Consider the following 21,185-nt stretch of genomic DNA (forward strand, 5'->3'; position numbering starts at 1 on the left):
ATTAATAAAAAAGGGAGCAACTAAGTTGCTCCCTTTTTTATTGCTTATAACTCATCAAAAAGAAAAGTCATAACGCGCTACTTAAAGCTCTTTTTCTACTTCATCAAATAAAGTGGTAATATTTTCCTCAGGTGCTTTTGTCGCTAAACTAACGGCTACAATTGCAATACTTGATAAAATAAAGCCTGGTACTATTTCATACATAAAGCTACTTAAGCTTTCACCGTTAATAGTAAACGGACCATAAATCCAAATAAGTACTGTAAACGCACCTACTAACATACCAGATAAGGCGCCAGCAAAATTCATACGTTTCCAATAAAGGCTAAACAGCACCAATGGACCGAATGCAGCACCAAAGCCTGCCCATGCATTACTTACTAGGTCTAAGATAGAGCTATTTCTATCGTACGCTAAATAAATTGCAAACAGGGCAACAAATGCAACGCTAATTCGACCAACAGTAACTAATTCAAAGTCGCTAGCATCTTTACGTAAAAATGTTTTATATAGATCTTCAGTCAATGAACTTGAACTTACTAGCAATTGCGATGAGATAGTACTCATAATAGCAGCCAAAATTGCAGCTAATAAAAAGCCAGCAATAAGTGGGTGAAACAATAATTCAGAAAGAATTAAGAAAATCGTTTCAGGATCTTCAACTACAATATTGTTTTCATAAGTATAAGCAGCACCAAATATACCAGTACCAACAGCACCAAGTGCAGCAACAATCATCCATGTCATACCAATACGGCGAGCTTTAGGCATATCCTTAACACTACGTACCGACATAAAACGAACAATGATATGTGGTTGCCCAAAATAACCTAAGCCCCATGCCATTGCAGAAATAATACCTAATGCAGAGCCTGCTCCAATCCAGTTGAGCATATCTGGATTTACACTATGTAGAGTAGATTCCAGGGGTTGCTCAAGCAAAGAGTATGCAACGGTAGGCACTAGAATTAGTGCAATAAACATAATACAACCTTGCACGAAGTCAGTTAAGCTAACCGCTAAAAAACCACCAAACAAAGTATATAAAACAACTACACCTGTTGTAATGTATAAACCCAGTTCATAACTTAGACCAAATGAGCTTTCAAACAATTTTCCGCCGGCTACAACACCTGATGACGTATAAAGAGTAAAGAAAACTATAATCACAACAGCAGATACAACACGTAATAAGTTTGACTTATCATTGAAGCGATTTGAGAAATAATCTGGGATTGTTATAGAGTCATTCGCTTTTTCAGTATAGACACGTAATCTAGGTGCAACTAATAGATAATTTAACCAAGCACCAATCACTAAACCAATTGCTATCCATACACTACTAAAACCGGTAACAAACATTGCACCTGGCAAGCCCATTAGAATCCAACCACTCATGTCTGATGCACCAGCTGAAAGAGCTGCTACACTTGGTGATAAGTTTCGCCCACCTAACATATAACCTGAGACGTCACTTGTAGATTGCTTATATGCATATAGTCCTATACCAAGCATCACTACAAAGTATAACGCCAGTGAAATAATCATTCCTGTTTCCAAATTAGCCTCCGCATAATTATTAATAACAGGCTCTTGATCCGAATATTGACTCTTAAAATATTATAATAAAGACACTATTAGGATAAAAACCATTCTCGAAGACTATATCATGCTTAATATGGAAATCTCCAACTTGTTACTTTTTCTTGATTCAAAAACACCCATCTTGAATGTTTTTAGAACAAAATGGTAAGAAAAACTAAAAAAATAAATAAACCCTTTAATTTGTAATGATTATTTATTGAAAGTATCAATATACATAATGCTATTTTGAATGTTTTCCAATATATTATTACAATTGTTACTGATTTTAACCATACGGAATTGTTTATGTATTTTTATGCCGCACGCCAACCAATTTTAAATCGCGATAAAGAACTAATTGGTTATGAACTTTTGTTTCGTGATGGCGTAGATAACGTGTTCCCCGATATAGACGGAGACGAAGCAACAACGCGTTTAATTGAAGGTAGCCAGTTTAATTTTGGACTAGAAGATTTAACAGATAATAAACCTGCGTATATAAACTTCACTTTAGAGACCCTACTAAAGGGTTACCCAACTTTGTTGGGTAAAGACACCATTGTTGTTGAAATACTTGAAACAATTCAACCAGGTAAGCGTCTGTTAGCTATTGTTAAAGACTTAAAAGATAAAGGTTATACGATAGCTTTAGATGATTACATTCATCAGCCAGTTTGGCGTCACTTTTACCCGTTCGTAGATATTATTAAAATCGATTTTTTAGCATGTGACACCGATACTATTAAAAGTGTTATTAATGATTTAAAAGCGCATCCGCATATTAAATTACTTGCTGAAAAAGTAGAAACGTATGAAATGTATAGCTTGGCATTAGATCTCGGTTTTGATTATTTCCAAGGTTTTTTCTTTTCAAAGCCAGAAATGGTGCAAAGTAAGGCATTACCGCCATCAGAAATGGCATTAGCTGAATTACTTTATGAAACTTCAAGCGTTGAAATAGATCTGAAAAAGATCACAGATGTATTCGAGCGCGATGTAAATTTATCATACAAACTATTGCGTTACTCAAACTCAGCTGCATTTGCTCGACGTGCTGAAATTAGTACTATTAAGCAAGCGCTTATTGTACTTGGTGAGAATGAAATTAAAAAATTACTCTCTTTGTTATTTGCAGCACAAGTATCTGCAGATAAGCCAGTAGAGCTCATCAGATTATCACTTACTCGTGCTCGTTTTGGTGAATTACTCGCTATATCGCATGGTAAATTTAAAGATACTGGCATGGCGTTTTTAACCGGCATGATGTCGCTAATGGATGCTATTTTAGATGAAAGCATGGAAAGCGTAATGAAAAAGCTACCGCTCTCTAGCGAAATAAAAATGGCACTACTTAAAGATGAAGGCTTACTCGCTAAATATTTAAATTTAGTTAAATACTACGAACAAGCAAACTGGTCTGCTGCAAACGAAATAACCAAAGAGCTTAACCTAGGGGATAAAGTACCTGATGCTTATCATGAAGCTCTAGGCTGGGTTAATGAGCAAATGCAGTTAATGGTTAGAGAATAAACGACTAAAAATGAAAAATGCCAGCAGTTGCTGGCATTTTTTTTTGCTAAATTTAATTATAAACTTTCTAAAAAGTCTTCATCAAAATCTGCAGGCTCTTCTTTAATTGGCGGGTTACCATCATACAGCTCGTATATTTGACGCTGAAAGTAGATATCTTTTACAAATAAATATGGGTCAAGTGAATCATTTAATAGCCCTTCTTGAGGTATTAATGATGCACGAGCTTCTACCGCTTTTAAAACAAATACTAAAATAGTTTGTGGTGTAGTAAGCGCTATATCAGGCAGTACAAATCCATCAACTACATCGCCGGTTAAGTTACGTGCTGTACTTGGTCCCATGGCTGGGAGCATCAAATAAGCGCCGTCCCCCACGCCCCATACACCTAACGTTTGTCCAAAGTCTTCATCTACAACTTCAAGACCTAATGAACTTGCAACATCAAAAAGACCAAAAATACCAACAGTAGAGTTAACTAAAAAGCGGGCAAGGCTAACACTTGCATTACCTGCTTTACCTTGTAAACCCGCATTTATCATATCTACTGGAGCAGTAATATTATCGGTAAAATGTACAACACTTCGTCGAACAGGTGCTGGAGTTACTGTTATATAACCGACTGCGGCTGGACGTAGTATATATGCATCCAATACATCCATATTAAAGTCGTATAACGGACGATTAATACTTTGCAGTGGATCCCTTTCGTCTACTTTGCTTTGAGGTACTTGAGCACAACCGGCTAGCACCAATAAGCATAAAAAAGTAAAACTATGTTTTAACATATAAAGTCCTTAAGGTATTAATGTATCAATTTGAAGTTTGTAGTCACTTACACTTTCACGTTTTAATGATTTTGAATGACCTTCTAGCTCACCAGAACTTGGCATAACAGAATCATCTATAGAAATACGCGCCGATATAACAATATTTTCTGCACTAGATAAGTTAAGCCCTGCAACCATTGCACTACTATCACTTAATTCGACAGTAATGGGAAATGAATATTTAGCTAACTTAACTGCAGCCAACGGCATTGGTGAACCACTTGCTGCTTTTGCAAATATAAACAAAATACCGTCTTTTGGTTGTTTATCAATAAGCTCTTTTGCAATGTCGACTGTAACTGCAATAGCACCCGTATTATTTGTAACTGGCATAACAGAGCCTTCCGTTTGCATTTGCTGCTCAATATCAGTAATACGCTCGGAGATCATGCTATAACGAGAATCACTTTTTTCCATACTCGCAAGTAAAACTTCAAATGCAGCTTTGGCTTGAGGCCAATCTTTACGTTCATAAGCAATTAGTGCTAATAACGAAATTGCATCTAAATTGGTAGGCTCAACTTTTAATACTTTTGAAAGCATACCTGCCGCACGGGTCATATTAGCTTCGCTGCCTTCTAGTAATAAAACTTGGCTATAACTAATAAGTACCTGCATATTATCAGGGTTCATACGCAGTGCTTTATCAAATGACTGCTGCGCCATGTCAAATTCATTAAGCGACATAGCAACTCGACCCAGTAGCATCCAAGCAACTTCATCATCGCCTGAGCGGCTAAGTTTTGTACGAAGCGCCAGTGCAAAAGCCTGCAGTTCATTTTGGCTAAGCGGCTCGCCTTTTTGCATTACAGCACGCTCGCCATAATCAGCTAAATTATCCATGGCATCATGCCAAGCTGAAATTTGCTGTTGACTACCCGTTAAGCCATAAAAAACACCAGTTAAAGCAAGAACAAACGCGCCACCTGTCAAAGCAAAAATACGGTTATTACCTTTGCTATTAAGTGACTTTTCTGGTGATAGCTCGTTCAATAAACGGCGTTTTAATTCAATAATTGATTCTGCATGATTTACGGTATCAATACGCTGATTATCTAAATCAGTTTGTAAATCAACTAAACGCTGCTCATAAATACTAATTAGCTCCGCATTGGCATTATGAGTGATTGTTTTAACGTGCTCTTTTTTTAAAAAAGGCAACATAACAAAACCAAGAGCAACAAGTGTGAGTAAAGCAAAACATGCCCACATTAAAATCATTTAACTTTGCTCCTGACGTTTATTTTGTTCAATTAACTTGGCTAGCAGCATCTCGTCGTCGCTGCTCCACGTTTGCTTTACTGATGCTTTTCGCTGGCGAATAACAATAAAGCCAAAGCCGACTATTACAATTAGCACAGGCAACACCCAAAGTACTAAAGTTGCAGGTGTAACCGGTGGATCGTAATGAACAAAATAGCCAAAGCGGTCAATCATGTAGTCAATCACTTCGTCTTTGCTCTTACCCTCTTTAACCAATACGAGTACTTTATCGCGTAAATCTTTGGCAACAACAGCGTCGGAGTCAGCAATGTTTTGATTTTGACACTTAGGGCAACGCAACTCTTTAGTTAGCTCTTCAAACAGTATTGCTTGTTCGTTATTATCAAATTGATAGCGATCTTGTTCTGCAAATGCACCTATGCTTACAAAAAGACTAAGAGTAAGTAGTAACCACTTCATTATTTAAGCTCCTGCATAATTGGCGCAAATTTAGCTCGCCATACTCGCGGGTTTATATCACCCGTGTGATGCAACAAAATAGTGCCGTTTTTATCGACTAAAAATGTTTCAGGCGCACCCGAAACACCTAAATCCAACGACAAAGTACGGTGTAAATCTAATATATTAAATTGATATGGGTCACCTGCACGTTGCAGCATATCGGTCACTTCTGTGCGAAGTGATTGCATATTAAATGGACCATCAAAGTCAGCGTCGTAACCTTGTACGTAATAAAGCCCAATAATTTTAACGCCTTGCTCACGCAACTTAGTTAAATAGCCAAGCTCAACTAAACATGTTGGGCACCAAGTACCCCACACATTTAGTAAGTAAACCTCACCTTTTAACGACTCGTTAGTCCACTGTTTATTGTCTTGCATTAAATCGGGTAGATTAAATGCTGGCATTTCTTGGCCTAACCGCCCCGTTTGAATTTCACGAGGATTAGCAAAAAGGCCTTGGTATAAAAATACACATACAAAAGCAAACACTAAAAGCGGCGCAATAGCTAAAATTTTACGGTTCATAAAACACTCTCCGACGCAGCTTTACGATCTGTTTTAGCTGATGTACGGTAGCGTTTATCAAATAAAATCATAAATCCAGCGAGGGAAATAAGCACACCGCCAATCCACATCCAACGAACAAACGGTTTATGATAAATGCGAAGTGACCACGCACCTTGACTCAACTGTTCACCTAACGCTAAGTATAAATCACGTGTAAAGCCTGCATCTATTGCCGCCTCGGTCATAAATTGCATACCGATATCATACTTACGTTTTTCGGCGTGTAAGCGTGTTACTAGCTCATTGTTTTTAAGTACCGATACAACACCAGCATGACCACTGTAGTTTGGTCCGCGAATAGTTTTAACACCATCAAAGCGGTATTCATACTCGTTAAGCTGAACTGTGTCGCCTTGCTTCATCGATACGTCACGCTCAACTGAATACGCCGATGTAAGCGTTACACCCGCAATAACAAACGAAATACCAATATGCCCAAGCACCATAGCCCAGTAACTTACACCTAAGCGTTTTAAACCTTCTTTTAAGGTGCCGTGTACAGCTGATTTAGTGTAAATATCAATCCCTGTTGATATTGCAATCCAAACTGCAAGCGTTGTAGCTAATAGCGTAAGTGGTTTTACTAAGTCGTAACTTGAAAACAACCAAGCACAGGTAATAACAACACTGGCTAATACGCCCATTAATATTTTGTTTTGTAAAAAAGCCCACTTATTTTGCTTCCAGCGTAAAAATGGTCCTATTCCCATCAAAATAGCAAACGGGACTAAAATTATTGCAAACATCTTATTAAAAAACGGTTCGCCAATAGAAATACTGCCCAAGCCCATTTCTTTATGAACCATAGGTAATAACGTACCAAGTAATACAATTAATGTAGCAACCACTAAAAATATATTATTGAGCCATAATGCCACTTCGCGTGATACAAATTTGTATCGACCTTCACTATGTACTTGCGATACGCGCAGCGCGTATAACGTCAAACCACCACCAACAACAATACCTAAAAAGGCGAGTATAAATAAGCCACGATCAGGGTCTGTAGCAAAAGCATGCACCGATACAATAATACCTGAGCGCACAATAAAGGTGCCTAATAAGCTTAACGAAAACGCTGCTATCGCTAATAATACAGTCCACGATTTAAATACACCGCGCTTTTCAGTTACGCTTAATGAGTGCAGTAATGCGGTTGCCACAAGCCATGGCATTAATGATGCGTTTTCTACTGGATCCCAAAACCACCAGCCGCCCCAGCCAAGCTCTGAATACGCCCACCAACTACCTATTGTTATTCCAAGAGTTAAAAAGCCCCATGCAGTCATTGTCCACGGACGTGACCATTTAGCCCATGTGTTATCAAGCTTGCCGGTTAACAACGCAGCAATAGCAAAAGAGAAAGCAACTGATAGCCCTACATAACCCATGTACAGTAATGGCGGGTGAATAATCATACCCGGATCTTGAAGTAACGGATTTAAATCACGCCCTTCTACCGGAAAATAAGGAAGTAGGCGCTCAAACGGGCTTGAAAGTAGCAAGGTGTACATCATAAAACCCACACCTAAAAAGCCAAGCACACCTAACACGCGAGCACGTAACACCCAAGGCAATGATTTAGAACGCGCAGCTACAACTGCAGTCCAACCGGCTTGCATTACTAACCATAATAAAATGGCTCCCTCATGACCGCCCCACGTAGAGGTGATTTTATAATACCAAGGCAACGTACTACTTGAGTGATACGCCACGTACGACACGGTAAAATCATCCGTTACACTGGCATAAATAAGTGCTGCAAAAGAGATTAATACAAAAGCAAATTGCCCTATTGCTAAAGATGGAGCCGCACGCATTAATCGAAGATTACCGGTATGCGCTCCCCAAAGAGGAAAAATACACAGTAAAACGCTTAGCACCATGGCAAGCGTTAAAGAAAAATAACCAATTTCTGGGATCATAGCTAATTACCACTATCTAAGTTGTATTTTGGTTTTTCGTGCTTAATACCTTTAACTGCCTCGGCAACTTCTGCTGGCATATATTCTTCGTCATGCTTTGCAAGGACTTCAAAGGCTTCAATTACATTAGGTTCTATTAATACGCCTTGCGCTACAATACCCTGCCCCTCACGAAATAAATCTGGCAATATACCTTGATAACGCACGGTCACTAATGGACCTGTATCAATTAGCTTAAAGCTTACTTGTAAGCTTTGTTCATTACGCTTAACGGTGCCTGGTACAACCATGCCGCCAATACGTAGCTTTTGCCCAATAAATGGTTTTTCTTTATTTGGACCTTTGCCATCAATAAGCTCGCTTGGCGTATAAAAAAGGTTAATATTTTCTTGGAGTGCATAAAGCACTAAACCAATTGAACCACCAATACCAAACAGTACGGCAATAATTACCAATAGGCGCTTTTTACGTCTTGGATTCATGATACTTGTTCCTGTTTAGCTTTTTTAATTCGCGCTTCACGTATTATTTGTTGCTCTACTGAAGCCATAATACGTTTAGTATCTCTTAAAGAACTTACTAAAATACCGAGTAAAATAAGTGCGCATGTACCAAAAGAAAGCCAGATATAAAACCCGTAGCCTCCCATTGCAATAAAATCAGAAAAAGAGTCGAACTGCATAATTACCCCTTATTTAACAACAAACGCACCCACGGTCGGTGCTTTTCGCGTTGCAAAATTTCATTTTTAAGACGAATTAAAGTCACTGTTCCTACAAAAGCAGCAAAGGCTAAAATATTAACCATAAGAGGCCAAAACATACTTGGGTCTATTGCTTTGGTGTCTAGTTTTGTAATGCTTGCACCTTGGTGTAGCGTATTCCACCACTCAACTGAGTAATGAATAATAGGTAAGTTGATTACGCCCACAATCGCTAAAATAGAAGCCGCACGCCCTGCTGACTTCTTATCTTCAAATGCATGGTAAAGCGAAAGCACGCCAAGATATAAAAATAGTAAAATAAGTTCAGACGTTAAACGCGCATCCCATACCCACCAAGCACCCCACATAGGTTTACCCCAAGCAGCGCCAGTAATTAGCGCTATAGCCGTAATACATGCACCAACAGGCGCAATAGCAATAACGGCAAGTTCGGCATTTCGCAGTTGCCATACAAGTGCAACAATGGCGGCAATTGCCATTGAGGAGTAAGCGCCCATAGATAAAATGGCGGAAGGAACATGAATAAAAATGATACGGTAGCTGTCTTTTTGTTGGTAATCAGCAGGTGCAAAACCAAGCCCCCATACCCATCCAACAATCATACTAACTACGGTAACTACGGCAAAATAAGGCAGTAACGTATTGCATAACTGGTATGCACGCTCTGCTTTAGCATAGGGATGTAACCACTTCCACATTAACTTACACTCACTTTTAAAGCTGACGATATGGCAATTGGTGCGCTAATAATAGCAAGAAGTAACATTGCACCAAGGATGGCAAGCTGCCCACTATAATCCAGCGACATTGTACTGGTATCGATAGCCGACGTTGCAAAAATCAAAACAGGAATATACAAAGGCAGTACGAGTAAACTCATCAAAATACCCCCTTTTTGTAGCCCCACAGTAAGCCCAGCACCAATTGCGCCAATAAAGCTCAATAGTGGTGTGCCTAATAATAATGTTAAAACGGTCGCTGTTAGTGCCGTACTTTCTAGGTTTAATAACAACGCAAATAACGGAGTCATTAATACAAGCGGTAAACCTGTTACTACCCAGTGAGCAGCCACTTTAGCGAGTACAGTTAACGATAACGGGTAAGACGACGCAATTAACTGCTCTAATGAGCCATCGTTAAAGTCATCTCTGAACAGCTTATCTAAACCCAACATGGTAGAGAGTAATGCGGCAACCCAAATAATTCCCGGCGCCATTCTCGCCAGTAGACCGGGCTCAGGTCCAATTGCTAACGGAAATAATGAAATTACAATTAAGAAGAATAAAATAGGGTTTACAATTTCGGCGCGCTGACGAAACGCAAGCTTTACATCTTTGGTAAATACCGCACTAAATAGCAACCAATAAGAGTGTTGACGAGTCATTAGTGGCGATACTCCAATGTAACCGTTTGTAAGTTACTAAAGTGGGTCGTTAAATCTTGGTGGGTCGTTAACAAAATAGCTCCACCGTTTAATAAATGCTCGGTAAATCGCTGCTGTAAAAAGGCAACACCGCTTTTATCAAGCGCAGTAAATGGCTCATCAAGTACCCATAATTTAGCATCACTTAACCAAAGCCTTACCAAAGCTACACGTCGTTGTTGTCCAGCAGACAACATTCTAACGGGTACATCTTCAAGTCCAACAAGACCAATTTGAGCTAAAATAGGGTATAAATCAGGCTCGTTTATGTAGCCATTTATGTGTAACCAATGGCGAACATTCTCAACTGCGCTTAGCTGAGTATTTACACCTGTTTTATGACCTATAAAAAGCAGCTCTCTGGCATACTCTTCATAGTACTTAGATATGGGTTGCTCTTGAAATAAAACAGCCCCTTCATCAGGCACAGAAAAGCCAGCGATAATACGCAACAGCGATGTTTTACCAGCCCCATTAGGACCCGCTAATTGCATGATTTGACCGCTATTAAGGCTAAAATTAAGATCCGCAAACAAACAACGATCTTGCTTGATGCAGGTGACGGACTTAATGTGTAACAAGATGACGATTCTCTCTGCCAAAAATTAGGCGTTAGTCTACCATAATGATAGGGTAATACGAATATTGCTTTAAAATCGATTCACTTAAAATAGAGAAAACTTGATTTAAAATAATGAATACGCCAACGCAAATAACATTATCTAATTCATTGGTTATCAATCAATCGACTAACCCTCAAACCAATGAGTTATCGCAATTACCTAATGAGGTGCTTGCGGCTAAAAACATTCAATTTTCGAAAGACTCAGTTACGCTTGATGTATTTATTGATAAGCATTGGCAAACATTAAGGCTTGGCACTACAAACGCCCCTCAAAACTTACAAAAAATAGCCAGCGCTAACATACAGCTCAACCCAGATGGCAAACAACTCAATATTACGCCAAACAGTACAACTATTACTTTAAACAAGCCGGCTCAATTACAGCGTTTACTAAATTATGTTAACACGGGTACTGAGGTACAAAGTAAACCAATGGATGTACAAGTGGTTATGTCCCCTACCCCAAAATTAGTCATTGATAAACTCAACGCCAGTATTGCGATAAACAAAGAGGTAGCCCAACTGCTTGTAACCGAGCAGCCTTTAAAAGTAGTTGTTAGCACTACTAACAAAGGCACACAGCTTAATGTAATCAATCGTTTTGCTGATACGGTTCATACACAACCACTTAGTCAAACTAAACTTACTAAATTGCTTGTGGCTTTATTACCAAACGCACAACTACAAGCAACCCCTAAACTGGCTATTTTAACTCATGCACAAAAGTCAGGTTCGTTTACAACGCCGATTACTAATCAACAGGTTACTGAACTACCTAATACACCTATTAAAGTAAACTTAGTGAATCAGGCAGATAAGCTATTAATTAAAACCGATACTGATAATATAAAAGTGACGCTTAATAACTCATTTTCTAAACCGTTTAACGAGTTACTTTTAGCTCAAAAAAGCAGTGCCCCTGAAATACCTTTTTCTGCGTCCACTATCAAAGCAAGCCCACTGCTTACGTCTGATAGCCCAATAAAGTCGTGGATTCAAAATAGCTTTAGTGATTTTAAAACCAGAATTAATGATGCTGTTAAGTATTTTGAAAATAAGCCTTTTGCAACAGAGTTAAAACAACAAGCAATTAATCAAAAAGTAAATATTACTCAAAATATAAATACGATAATTACCGACACTGAAAGTAAACCATCTAACTTATTAAATGGCTTTTCTAAAGACTTAACTCAACTCCCTCCTTTGGTACAGCTAACTCAACTTATAAAGGCTAGTGCTAATGCATGGCAAACAGTACCTGAAAATATTTCTCGCAATCAAATACCACTACCAATAGAAGAAAAGTTACTTTCACCTCTGTTAAAGCAATTTAGTGCAGTAACGTCTACCCAAACGATCATTAATAACAAGTCACTTTTGAGTAGTCAAATAACCGACATAACAAATAAAGCAGTAAAGGATACACCCGATTTAACGCGCCTCATTAATCAGGCATTTAATCGTATGGTATCAAGTAGTAATACACACCCTACTACCATGCAGCGTGAAATACTTGCTGCAATACAGCCCTCACAACTGACTAATGACACCTTACAAAGTAGTTTTACTAAAGGCTTAGAGCAGATTGCTGTAAGTATTTTAGCTGCACCAATTATTAATCAATCGATCTCCCCTATTAGCTTAAATAATCACACTGGTGTAGATGCATTACTTCAAGTCTTAATGCCCACATTTAAAACAGGAAATACAACAGCAAAGCTACTTGAACAGTTACAACAACCTCAAATTCAAGCACTTGCAGGCGAACTAATTCAAGTTAAAAGCACATTAACTCAAATCCAAATTACAACACCTAATCAACAGCCTGATTCAAATCCTTTAGTACAATTTTTACTACCAATGAAATTGCCACCAGAAGCAGCCCAAACAGAAATAACTTTAGGGCAATATAAAAAGCAAAGTGTAGATAAATTAGAAGATAAAAATGTGTGGTTTGTAAGGTTAAACTTCGATTATGCTGAACTAGGTCAACTCCAAATCACTGCTGAATTAATGGATAAAGCACTTGATTGTCAGCTATTAGCATCAAGCCAAGAGGTAAGTGCAATTGCTCACCCTCACCTAGATAACTTAAGATCAAAACTAGCTAAACATGGCTTACAAGTTGGCGAGCTTAATTTAAAACGAGGCGATGCAGGCAATCAGGCATTTTATAAATCACACGCAATTATTAATATTAAGGTTTAGCTATGAGTGATATATCAACAAATAAATCAGCCATTGGACTTTTATATGAAGCAGGTAACACCCCCACTGTAAGTGTGAAAGGTTTTGGTGAATTAGCTGACGAAATAATAGCTGCGGCCAAGAAAAAAGGCATTATGATCCACGAAGATGCAGCGCTTGCTAAAACGTTATCGCATTTAGAGTTAGGGGAAGAAATTCCAAAAGAACTTTATTATGTAATTGCAGAACTTATTGCGTTTTCGTATGTATTAAGAGGTCAATTTCCACCTGGTTGGAAGGACTTCCAAGGAAAGTTAAATATTAAAGCATGAGTTTAGTTATAAATTTATAACTAAAAAGGCGCTAAGCGCCTTTTTGTTTATGTAATGAAAACAGTAATTCGGCTTCTGCTCTAGGTAATTCACACTCACGAATCACTTCATCTAAATCAGCGCCTAACCCTACCATTTTTACAGCTCGAGAATAAATTTTAGCGTCAGGGTCATCGTACTTTTGAGCCGCTTGTTGTTGAACTAGGTCTTGGTTTTGTTGTTCAACTTCAAGTACGCGTTTGCCTATACTTAAAAGGCCTGTGCGTAACTCTGAAATCTCACTTCTCAAAATATGTGTTTGCTCTGAAGTGTCTTTAAGTTGCTGCATGACAGAGGCAAGCTCATTAGCTTGTTTGTTTTTTAATGCAACAATTAGCGCCAGCGATATAAACCCGACAGCTAACGCTGCTATTGCGATACTAAGTAACAGCATAATTTTTAATAATTAAGCTTATAAATCGCTTAACTCATCCCATTCATCATCGCTGAGTAACTTGTTTAAATCGACTAAAATAAGCAACTCATTCTCGCGATTACAAACACCTTGAATAAACTTAGCACTTTCTTCAGTACCAACGTTTGGTGCACTGTCTATTTCCGAACTACGTAAATAAACAACTTCAGATACACTGTCTGCTAAAATACCAATAACTTGCTCTTCAGCCTCAATTATTAGAATACGAGAATTATCAGTAGCGTCAGTAGCATCTAAACCAAAACGCGCACGTGTATCAATAACGGTTACTACGTTGCCACGTAAGTTAATAATGCCAATCACGTAAGACGGCGCGCCCGGCACAGCCGCAATTTCGGTGTAACGTAATATTTCTTGTACTTGCATTACGTTTACGCCATAAGTTTCTTCTTCTAGCTTAAACGTAACCCATTGTAATATTTCATCGTTATCTGCATTTTTGTTCGCTGACAGTAATTTTTCTTGATTCATGCTGTTACCCCGTAATGATCATTATTATTGACGACTATCTAAGCCTTTCTCCAATAATACATTTAAATTATCTACATCTATTAAAGCACACATTTTTTCTTTAATTACGCCAGCAAGCCATGGGCGCTTACTTTTGTTTGTACGCCATTTTACATCTTCTTTTCTTAATGTAATGTTATTTATCAACTTTTCGGCTTGAAGTCCCCATTGACTGTCACCTAAAGTAATTAAATATTGATAGTTAAGTGATGCTTCGAGCTCTTCATTATACTTTTCAGGCATAACCCACCGTGCAGTATCAACCACGTTTAGCTTTTCATCTCTGTTAAGCATAACGCCTTTAAACCACTTAGGCTTCCCAAACAAATGATTTACCTCACCTAAATGATGAATCCCGCCAAGTGCTTTTAAAGGTACAGCAAGCGTTAGCCCTGCAACTTCAAAAAATAACGCTTGAAATTCATCTTCAAAATAATCTTCTTGGTTTTGTGTTTTAAGTAATTGCTCAGGCTCTTCAGATAAGTGCATTGCAGTATCGTCAATAACATCAACAACGGTATCGGCAACTACATCATCACTTTCAGTAATTAAAGGCTCTACTTCAGTTATTTTTAAATCTTGTTGAACAACTTTTTCTGCCTGCTCTTTAGGCTTTAAATTAACTCGCTCTTGCTGAGCGGCCTCCGGCACTTGTTCGAGTAATTTAGCAACCGGTTCAAGGTTATCTTCGGGCTCATCGTCACATAACAACGCACCTAAGTATTGAGTCATTACTTTTTCATTAGCAAATAATTGCTTACTCATTTATTAACCTTGTTCAATTAAATAATCTAGCAATGCTTTATACGCAAATACACCACGAGAGCGAGGACAAAACTCAACAGGGACTTTTTGTGCAAAGCTTGCATCTCTAAACTTTGTATCAACCGGAATTACACCCGGCCAAACTTTATCTTTATATGTATCTCTCAGTGTTTTATATGCTTCTAACGATGCTTTTGTACGCTTATCATACATAGTAGGAATTATAGTATATTGATAGCTTTTCGCTTGAGAGGTTTGCATTAACTCCATAGTACGCATCATTCTATCGAGGCCTTTTAAGGCTAAAAACTCTGTTTGTACAGGCACTAAAATACGTTCACTCGCCGCAAGTGCATTCACCATTAATACCCCCAGTACAGGAGGACAATCAAGAATGGCATAATCGTAATGTTCACTAATTTTTGCAAGCGCTTTTTTTAATATTAATCCCATCCCGGTTTTATTTCCCATACTTCTATCTAATGTGGCTATTGCCATAGTCGCAGGTAAAATATCAAGGTTTTCGAGTGTTGATGGGCATAATGCTTGGAGTATTTCCTCGCTTTGCATACTCGTTCCGCGTGCAAAAATATCATATACACTAATTTCTAAATCTTCTGAGTCAATACCAAAGTAATATGTGAGTGATGCATGGGGATCTGTATCTATAAGCAATACGCGCTTACCTTGCAATGCAAGAATACCAGCAAGGCTAACAGCAGTTGTTGTTTTACCTACTCCACCTTTTTGATTTGCTACAGTCCAAATCTTCACATTACATCCTAATTACTGTTTATTGCGTGTAGTTATACGAATTCCACCATGAGGCAAACGAAGTATTTTTATTGTATCGTCATCTGAAGGTAGCTCAACTTCTGGTTCTGGCTGTACATCTTTATTTGTTTGTTCTGGTATTTTCGTTTCAAGTTTAGGGGGTAATCCATATTTTGAAAGCGCTATAACAACCTTGCGATTTTCAGCTCGACCTTCACGTGTTTCGTTATCTGCAAAAGGAGAATATTGACCATACCCTTCTATTGCCATTCGAGCAGAGTTAATCCCTAACGTTTCAAGTTCAACCAAAATTGATGTTGCCCTAGCAACCGACAGCTCCCAGTTTGATCTAAAAATCTCATTTCGGATTGTTTCATCATCAGTATAACCACGTACTCTAATATAATTATCAACAGGAGCAATAATATCTTTAACTATTTTAACCACTTGCTTTGCACGAGAGTGTGCAACAGAGCTACCACTTGAAAATAACATTCCTGAGCTAAGTTCTATTATCAACCAATCTTCAGTTAATTCTAAACTTGCTTCACCATCTCGGATTTCATCAATGAGTGCTGATTGTAATTTTGTTAATAAGCTATCTAAAGGCTTTCCTAAATACTTTTGCTTTATATTGCTGGTATCACTTTGACCGTCAAGCAAGAGAGGTCCTTGCTCCTGTTTTTGAATACTCTCACCATAAAGTATCTCTTGTTCGGGTGTTACTCTATCGGTAAGAATACCATCACCATTAACTCCCTCCCCTTTTTGGGAGTGCTGGCGTGCAGATTTATCAAAAACTTGTTCGAGTGAATCCGATAAAATTTGAAACTTTTCTTCTTTATTAATAGCTATAGCATACAAAACAACAAAAAAGGCAAACATAATTGTCATATAATCAGCGTAGGATACAAGCCAACGCTCAGTATGCTGACTTTTTGATGCAGTGTTGTTGCGTAAACGTCGGCGTAACATAGCCGTTATTCGTCCACTAAGTTAGGGCGTTCTACACGATAAGCCTCAAGCTTTAGTTCTATATTTATCGGGCTTTCACCTAAGCTTATTGCAATGACACCTTCAGCGAGCATTTCATGGTAAAGCATTTTTTGTTCAACACGTTGTTTTAGCTTATTTGCCATTGGCAAAAATAATAAATTAGCTAAACCAACACCATAAATAGTGGCTATAAATGCAGTTGCTACACCTGCACCTAGCTTTTGTGGATCTGTAATAAAAGACATAGCCTGAATAAGACCAAGCACGGCACCTAAAATACCAATAGTAGGACTGTAACCTCCCATTGCTTCATAAACGCGACCAGCCTCTAATAAACGGTCTCTTTCTAATAATAAGTCAATTTCTAGCGTATCTCTTATTTTGTGTTCTGAGCAACCATCTACAAGTAAACTTAACCCTTTTGCCGCATACGCATCAGGATGAGTAAGTGCTTCATTTTCAAGAGCAAGATAGCCTTCTTGACGCGCCTTTTGAGACCAACGTTTAACTTGCTCAATAGCCTCGTCAATATCATATTGTGGAGATATAAAAACCCAATGACTTATCTTTAACATTTTTTTAAATGTACTTGTTGATGTTTGTAGCATCACGGCACCAAGCGTACCACCAAGTACAATTATAAGCGCAGGTCCGTTAAATAATGCAGATACATCACCCCCCTCTAACGAATAGCCTATAGCTATAGCGCCAAGAGCAATAAATAAACCAAGTACCGAAAGCTTATCCACAACCTATCTCTCTTTTAATCCGCGTTGCCACCTCAGCTAAAGGCAAGCTTTCACTCGCTAAGCCAGCATTAGTAACTGCTTGTGGCATTCCATAAACAACACAGCTTTTCTCATCTTGTGCCCAAATAGTTGCACCAGTTTGTTTTAGCATTCTTGCGCCATCGCGTCCATCAGCTCCCATACCCGTTAAAACAATAGCAAGTACATCGCCTTGGTACGCTTTTGCAACGCTTGCAAACGTTACATCTACACTAGGCTTGTAACTAATTCGCTCACTATGATCTTCAAATACTCGTAATGTTTTAGCTGAGCCGCGTCCCTCTACCATCATTTGTTGTCCACCAGGCGCTAAATAAGCAGTACCCGGTTGTAGGCGATCGCCTTGTTGTGCCTCTTTTACTTTAATTTGACACAACCCATTTAAACGAGCCGCAAATGCCGGTGTAAATGCAGCGGGCATATGCTGAATCAATAAAATAGGATGCGCAAAGTTAGCCGGTAATTGAGTCAATATTGTTTGTAATGCAACAGGCCCTCCTGTTGAAGTTCCAATAACAACAAGTTTATACTGCTTTCCACTCGCGCGTATTGACGATGTATTAGCTCTAGAATGAGCAACAGTTGTAGATTCTTCACGTTGAAAGCTTCTATCTGGCTGCTTTATATTTGTATTTTTAGCTAAGCTTGAGGGTGTTACAGGGGTATTGGATGTAAGCTTTGTTGGTGTAAGAGGCTTAAAAGAACGCGGGATGCGTCTACGACCAATTTCTTTAACCTTTGTTTGTAAAAGTTTTATAGCATCTTCATTGTTACGCGCAATATCTTCAAACTTTTTAGGTAAAAAATCCATTGCACCAGCGTCTAAAGCATCAAGTGTTGCTGTTGCTCCATTACGTGTTAAAGATGAAAACATCAAAATAGGCGTTGGATTACTCGCCATGATCTCTTTTACCGCACTAATACCATCAAGCACAGGCATTTCTACATCCATTGTAATCATATCAGGACGTAGCTGAGCTGTTTTATCAACAGCCTCTCTACCATTAACGGCAAAGCCTATAACTTCAATATCGCTATCTTGCTCAAGAATTTCACTTACTCTGCGGCGAAAAAAACTTGAATCGTCAACAACTAAAACTTTAACGGCCATTTAGCTCTCTTATTTAATTTAAGTGTAGATGCACCTTACAGTGCATCTACTTTATTATCAGCCAGCGTAATGTTTTAACAGGTTAGGAACATCTAAAATCAGCGCTATACCACCATCCGAAGTAATAGTCGCACCGGCCATGCCTGGTGTACCTTGTAATAGAGCATCAAGTGGTTTTATAACCACTTCTTCTTGCCCGATCAATGAGTCAACAACAAAGCCTACTTGTTGCGTGCCTATTTGCACAATAACAACGTGTCCTTGGGCCTTACGTTGTGAGCGGTCGGCGCCTTTCACTAACCAATGCTCTAGGTAAAATAGTGGAATTGCTTTTTTACGAACAATAACAGTTAGTTGACCATTCACTACATTTGTTTTATTTAAATCAAAGTGAAAAATTTCACTAACGCCAGCCAGAGGCAATGCAAATGTTTGCTCACCAACAATAACCATTAAGGTTGGTAATATAGCCAGTGTTAGCGGTACTTTTATTTCTAAAATAGTACCAACACCTAGTTCAGATTGAATACTTACAGAGCCATTAAGTTGAATGATTTTGGTTTTAACTACATCCATACCTACACCGCGACCTGAAATATCCGAAATCTCTTCTTTAGTCGAAAAGCCAGGCGCAAAAATTAGGTTATATGCTTCAGTATCAGAAAGTCGACTTGCTTGGTCATGATCAAGTACGCCTTTGTTAATTGCTATTTTTTTCAGCTTTTCAGCATCCATACCAGCACCATCATCTTGAATGGTAAGTAAAATATGGTCGCCTTGTTGAGAAGCGGATAAGGTAACAGTACCTGTTCTTGGTTTTCCTGCGGCTTCGCGTAAATCAGGCATTTCAATACCATGATCAACTGAATTTCGCACTAAATGCACTAGCGGATCGGCAAGAGCTTCAACTAAGTTTTTATCTAAGTCGGTTTCTTCACCGATTAGTAATAAATTAATGTCTTTATTTAAAGTTCTCGCTAAATCTCGAACAACGCGAGGAAAACGACCAAATACTTTTTTGATAGGCTGCATGCGTGTTTTCATAACCGCACCTTGCAAATCAGCTGTAACAACATCTAAGTTAGATATTGCTTTACCCATTGCTTCACTATCTGAATTAGTCGCTAAGCTAACCAAACGATTACGTACCAATACCAACTCACCTACCATGTTCATAATTTGATCAAGGCGCTTAGTATCAACACGTACTGTAGTTTCTGCTGCCGGTGGTGTTGCTTTTTTAACAGCAGGTGTGCTCGGCGCTTTAACAACCGGTTTACCTACTGGTTTTATTGCTGCTTTTACAACTGGTGCTTTTGCCGGTTCAGCTTTTTTATTTTGTACTACTGGAGCGACTTTCGCAGATGCTGGTTTTTTAGGTGCAGCCGAAACGTTTTCAATCGATTTAGGTGCACTTCCTTTGCCATGAAGTTCATCAAGCAAAGCTTCAAATTCATCATCACTAATTTCATCATTTGAAGAGTCTATAGCATTAGTAGCTGAGGATGATTTTTGTTCTGTACCTTTATTAGTTGGGCTCGTATTTTGAGTCGCTATTGAGTCATTTTTTATTTCGACAGCACCAAAACTACCCACGCCATGTAACTCATCTAATAAGTTATCAAACTCATCATCTGTAATATCACCACTCAAATCATTGCTACTTATTGACCCTTGAATGGTAGGGCTTTTGCCTTTTCCATGTAATTCGTCAAGTAAGTTTTCAAATTCATCTTCCGTTATTTCATCAATTTGAGTATCAGAAGTAGATGCAGTTGACCCTGTAGGAGGGTTAAATAACTCATCAAAAGCAAATGGGTCTTCGTCATCTAATTCTGGGGCTTCAACTATTTCATTTTGAGGTTGCTCAATATCAACCTCTGAAGATGAACCGGTGAGTTCTTCCTCTGTTGGTGGTAAGCCTAATTTATGTAAAACTTGAAGTAATTGAGGATCTGCGGGTTCTGGCTTATCGCGATTTTGAATCGTTGCGAACATTTCATTAATGGTGTCGAGTGCTTGTAAAATAACATCCATTAATTCAGAGTTTACTGTGCGTACACCCTGTCTGAGTAAATCGAATACATTTTCTGCGCCATGACAAGCATCAACCAACTCCGTCATTGCTAAGAATCCTGCACCACCTTTTACGGTATGAAAGCCTCTGAATATAGCATTCAGTAACTCTGTATCTTCTGGATTGTTCTCCAGTTCAACTAACTGTTCAGATAAAAGCTCAAGGATTTCTCCTGCCTCTACAAGAAAGTCTTGTAAAATATCTTCATCGACTTCAAACATGCAGTTACTCTCCT

General features: G+C 38.5%; 22 protein-coding genes. 3 read left to right on the forward strand and 19 right to left on the reverse strand.

Translation table 11 applies throughout. The annotated features are described in order from the left end of the window. Nucleotides 1-81: 81 nt before the first annotated feature. Nucleotides 82-1,560 carry a sodium/proline symporter PutP gene (putP, locus tag I6F65_RS05570; protein ID WP_024612002.1) on the reverse strand — a complete coding sequence of 493 codons (1,479 nt, stop codon included), beginning with the start codon at nt 1,558-1,560 and terminating at the stop codon, nt 82-84. 330 nt (nt 1,561-1,890) lie between these two features. Between putP and I6F65_RS05575 the strand changes: the two genes are divergently transcribed. Then, a complete protein-coding gene (locus I6F65_RS05575; RefSeq protein ID WP_024612001.1) occupies nt 1,891-3,114 on the forward strand; it encodes an EAL and HDOD domain-containing protein in 1,224 nt (407 codons plus the stop codon). A gap of 56 nt (nt 3,115-3,170) precedes the next feature. On the opposite strand, the gene I6F65_RS05580 is transcribed toward I6F65_RS05575, so the two are convergent. The 10 genes from I6F65_RS05580 to ccmA are packed head-to-tail and all read right to left on the reverse strand — an operon-like array spanning nt 3,171 to nt 10,891. Further along, nucleotides 3,171-3,902, reverse strand: a complete 732-nt coding sequence (locus I6F65_RS05580; RefSeq protein WP_166108965.1) for a VacJ family lipoprotein — start codon at nt 3,900-3,902, stop codon at nt 3,171-3,173. Between the two features lie 9 nt (nt 3,903-3,911). Next, entirely contained in the window at nt 3,912-5,165 is a 1,254-nt protein-coding gene (gene ccmI, locus I6F65_RS05585; protein WP_166108964.1) for a c-type cytochrome biogenesis protein CcmI, read from the reverse strand. After that, nucleotides 5,166-5,627 carry a cytochrome c-type biogenesis protein gene (locus tag I6F65_RS05590; protein WP_197111909.1) on the reverse strand — a complete coding sequence of 154 codons (462 nt, stop codon included), beginning with the start codon at nt 5,625-5,627 and terminating at the stop codon, nt 5,166-5,168. It lies immediately after the preceding gene. After that, entirely contained in the window at nt 5,627-6,196 is a 570-nt protein-coding gene (locus I6F65_RS05595) for a redoxin family protein (RefSeq protein WP_024610530.1), read from the reverse strand. Before I6F65_RS05595 ends, I6F65_RS05590 begins: the two co-directional genes overlap by 1 nt. Next, nucleotides 6,193-8,163 carry a heme lyase CcmF/NrfE family subunit gene (locus I6F65_RS05600; protein ID WP_197111911.1) on the reverse strand — a complete coding sequence of 657 codons (1,971 nt, stop codon included), beginning with the start codon at nt 8,161-8,163 and terminating at the stop codon, nt 6,193-6,195. The genes I6F65_RS05595 and I6F65_RS05600 overlap by 4 nt, the downstream gene beginning before the upstream one ends. A gap of 2 nt (nt 8,164-8,165) precedes the next feature. Then, entirely contained in the window at nt 8,166-8,645 is a 480-nt protein-coding gene (gene ccmE, locus I6F65_RS05605; RefSeq protein WP_024610532.1) for a cytochrome c maturation protein CcmE, read from the reverse strand. After that, nucleotides 8,642-8,845, reverse strand: a complete 204-nt coding sequence (gene ccmD / locus I6F65_RS05610) for a heme exporter protein CcmD (RefSeq protein ID WP_007377927.1) — start codon at nt 8,843-8,845, stop codon at nt 8,642-8,644. Before ccmD ends, ccmE begins: the two co-directional genes overlap by 4 nt. Before the next feature lie 2 nt (nt 8,846-8,847). Continuing rightward, nucleotides 8,848-9,585: a heme ABC transporter permease gene (locus tag I6F65_RS05615; protein WP_024610533.1), complete on the reverse strand. Its 738-nt coding sequence runs from the start codon at nt 9,583-9,585 to the stop codon at nt 8,848-8,850. Then, nucleotides 9,585-10,271 carry a heme exporter protein CcmB gene (gene ccmB, locus I6F65_RS05620; RefSeq protein WP_024610534.1) on the reverse strand — a complete coding sequence of 229 codons (687 nt, stop codon included), beginning with the start codon at nt 10,269-10,271 and terminating at the stop codon, nt 9,585-9,587. The genes I6F65_RS05615 and ccmB overlap by 1 nt, the downstream gene beginning before the upstream one ends. Beyond that, nucleotides 10,271-10,891 carry a cytochrome c biogenesis heme-transporting ATPase CcmA gene (gene ccmA / locus I6F65_RS05625; RefSeq protein ID WP_166108962.1) on the reverse strand — a complete coding sequence of 207 codons (621 nt, stop codon included), beginning with the start codon at nt 10,889-10,891 and terminating at the stop codon, nt 10,271-10,273. The genes ccmB and ccmA overlap by 1 nt, the downstream gene beginning before the upstream one ends. Nucleotides 10,892-11,004: 113 nt before the next feature. On the opposite strand from ccmA, the gene I6F65_RS05630 reads away from it, so the two are divergent. Both I6F65_RS05630 and I6F65_RS05635 read left to right on the forward strand, forming a co-directional pair. Then, a complete protein-coding gene (locus I6F65_RS05630; RefSeq protein ID WP_197111914.1) occupies nt 11,005-13,143 on the forward strand; it encodes a flagellar hook-length control protein FliK in 2,139 nt (712 codons plus the stop codon). Between the two features lie 2 nt (nt 13,144-13,145). Continuing rightward, nucleotides 13,146-13,454, forward strand: a complete 309-nt coding sequence (locus I6F65_RS05635) for an EscU/YscU/HrcU family type III secretion system export apparatus switch protein (protein WP_197111916.1) — start codon at nt 13,146-13,148, stop codon at nt 13,452-13,454. 31 nt (nt 13,455-13,485) lie between these two features. Here the strand turns inward: I6F65_RS05635 and I6F65_RS05640 are convergent, their stop codons facing one another. Genes I6F65_RS05640 through I6F65_RS05675 form a run of 8 tightly spaced genes read right to left on the reverse strand, consistent with a single transcriptional unit; the run spans nt 13,486 to nt 21,171 of the window. Then, entirely contained in the window at nt 13,486-13,887 is a 402-nt protein-coding gene (locus I6F65_RS05640; protein ID WP_024610538.1) for a DUF2802 domain-containing protein, read from the reverse strand. Nucleotides 13,888-13,905: 18 nt separating this feature from the next. Then, the gene (locus I6F65_RS05645) at nt 13,906-14,400 is read right to left on the reverse strand and encodes a chemotaxis protein CheW (protein WP_024610539.1); all 495 of its coding nucleotides are present in this window, start codon (nt 14,398-14,400) and stop codon (nt 13,906-13,908) included. Between the two features lie 24 nt (nt 14,401-14,424). Further along, entirely contained in the window at nt 14,425-15,204 is a 780-nt protein-coding gene (locus I6F65_RS05650; protein WP_197111918.1) for a chemotaxis protein CheW, read from the reverse strand. A gap of 3 nt (nt 15,205-15,207) precedes the next feature. Then, a complete protein-coding gene (locus I6F65_RS05655; protein ID WP_166108958.1) occupies nt 15,208-15,978 on the reverse strand; it encodes a ParA family protein in 771 nt (256 codons plus the stop codon). Nucleotides 15,979-15,990: 12 nt separating this feature from the next. Continuing rightward, nucleotides 15,991-16,953: a flagellar motor protein MotB gene (locus I6F65_RS05660; protein WP_197111920.1), complete on the reverse strand. Its 963-nt coding sequence runs from the start codon at nt 16,951-16,953 to the stop codon at nt 15,991-15,993. Nucleotides 16,954-16,958: 5 nt separating this feature from the next. Continuing rightward, nucleotides 16,959-17,723 (reverse strand): flagellar motor protein, encoded by a 765-nt coding sequence (locus I6F65_RS05665; RefSeq protein WP_024610543.1) that lies wholly within the window; start codon nt 17,721-17,723, stop codon nt 16,959-16,961. Continuing rightward, complete coding sequence (locus I6F65_RS05670; protein ID WP_197111922.1) at nt 17,716-18,873, reverse strand: chemotaxis response regulator protein-glutamate methylesterase; 1,158 nt, start codon at nt 18,871-18,873, stop codon at nt 17,716-17,718. Before I6F65_RS05670 ends, I6F65_RS05665 begins: the two co-directional genes overlap by 8 nt. Nucleotides 18,874-18,930: 57 nt before the next feature. Continuing rightward, nucleotides 18,931-21,171 carry a chemotaxis protein CheA gene (locus I6F65_RS05675; protein ID WP_166108956.1) on the reverse strand — a complete coding sequence of 747 codons (2,241 nt, stop codon included), beginning with the start codon at nt 21,169-21,171 and terminating at the stop codon, nt 18,931-18,933. Nucleotides 21,172-21,185: the final 14 nt, after the last annotated feature.

Source organism: Pseudoalteromonas sp. SWXJZ94C (genome assembly GCF_015864385.1).
Classification (GTDB): Bacteria; Pseudomonadota; Gammaproteobacteria; order Enterobacterales; family Alteromonadaceae; genus Pseudoalteromonas.

Excerpts from the sequence above, each read along its gene's own strand:
- I6F65_RS05575 (WP_024612001.1), top strand. The coding sequence starts at position 1,891 with ATGTATTTTTATGCCGCACGCCAACCAATTTTAAATCGCGATAAAGAA.
- I6F65_RS05580 (WP_166108965.1), bottom strand. The coding sequence starts at position 3,902 with ATGTTAAAACATAGTTTTACTTTTTTATGCTTATTGGTGCTAGCCGGT.
- ccmI (WP_166108964.1), bottom strand. The coding sequence starts at position 5,165 with ATGATTTTAATGTGGGCATGTTTTGCTTTACTCACACTTGTTGCTCTT.
- I6F65_RS05590 (WP_197111909.1), bottom strand. The coding sequence starts at position 5,627 with ATGAAGTGGTTACTACTTACTCTTAGTCTTTTTGTAAGCATAGGTGCA.
- I6F65_RS05595 (WP_024610530.1), bottom strand. The coding sequence starts at position 6,196 with ATGAACCGTAAAATTTTAGCTATTGCGCCGCTTTTAGTGTTTGCTTTT.
- I6F65_RS05600 (WP_197111911.1), bottom strand. The coding sequence starts at position 8,163 with ATGATCCCAGAAATTGGTTATTTTTCTTTAACGCTTGCCATGGTGCTA.
- ccmE (WP_024610532.1), bottom strand. The coding sequence starts at position 8,645 with ATGAATCCAAGACGTAAAAAGCGCCTATTGGTAATTATTGCCGTACTG.
- ccmD (WP_007377927.1), bottom strand. The coding sequence starts at position 8,845 with ATGCAGTTCGACTCTTTTTCTGATTTTATTGCAATGGGAGGCTACGGG.
- I6F65_RS05615 (WP_024610533.1), bottom strand. The coding sequence starts at position 9,585 with ATGTGGAAGTGGTTACATCCCTATGCTAAAGCAGAGCGTGCATACCAG.
- ccmB (WP_024610534.1), bottom strand. The coding sequence starts at position 10,271 with ATGACTCGTCAACACTCTTATTGGTTGCTATTTAGTGCGGTATTTACC.
- I6F65_RS05630 (WP_197111914.1), top strand. The coding sequence starts at position 11,005 with ATGAATACGCCAACGCAAATAACATTATCTAATTCATTGGTTATCAAT.
- I6F65_RS05635 (WP_197111916.1), top strand. The coding sequence starts at position 13,146 with ATGAGTGATATATCAACAAATAAATCAGCCATTGGACTTTTATATGAA.
- I6F65_RS05640 (WP_024610538.1), bottom strand. The coding sequence starts at position 13,887 with ATGCTGTTACTTAGTATCGCAATAGCAGCGTTAGCTGTCGGGTTTATA.
- I6F65_RS05645 (WP_024610539.1), bottom strand. The coding sequence starts at position 14,400 with ATGAATCAAGAAAAATTACTGTCAGCGAACAAAAATGCAGATAACGAT.
- I6F65_RS05650 (WP_197111918.1), bottom strand. The coding sequence starts at position 15,204 with ATGAGTAAGCAATTATTTGCTAATGAAAAAGTAATGACTCAATACTTA.
- I6F65_RS05660 (WP_197111920.1), bottom strand. The coding sequence starts at position 16,953 with ATGTTACGCCGACGTTTACGCAACAACACTGCATCAAAAAGTCAGCAT.
- I6F65_RS05670 (WP_197111922.1), bottom strand. The coding sequence starts at position 18,873 with ATGGCCGTTAAAGTTTTAGTTGTTGACGATTCAAGTTTTTTTCGCCGC.
- I6F65_RS05675 (WP_166108956.1), bottom strand. The coding sequence starts at position 21,171 with ATGTTTGAAGTCGATGAAGATATTTTACAAGACTTTCTTGTAGAGGCA.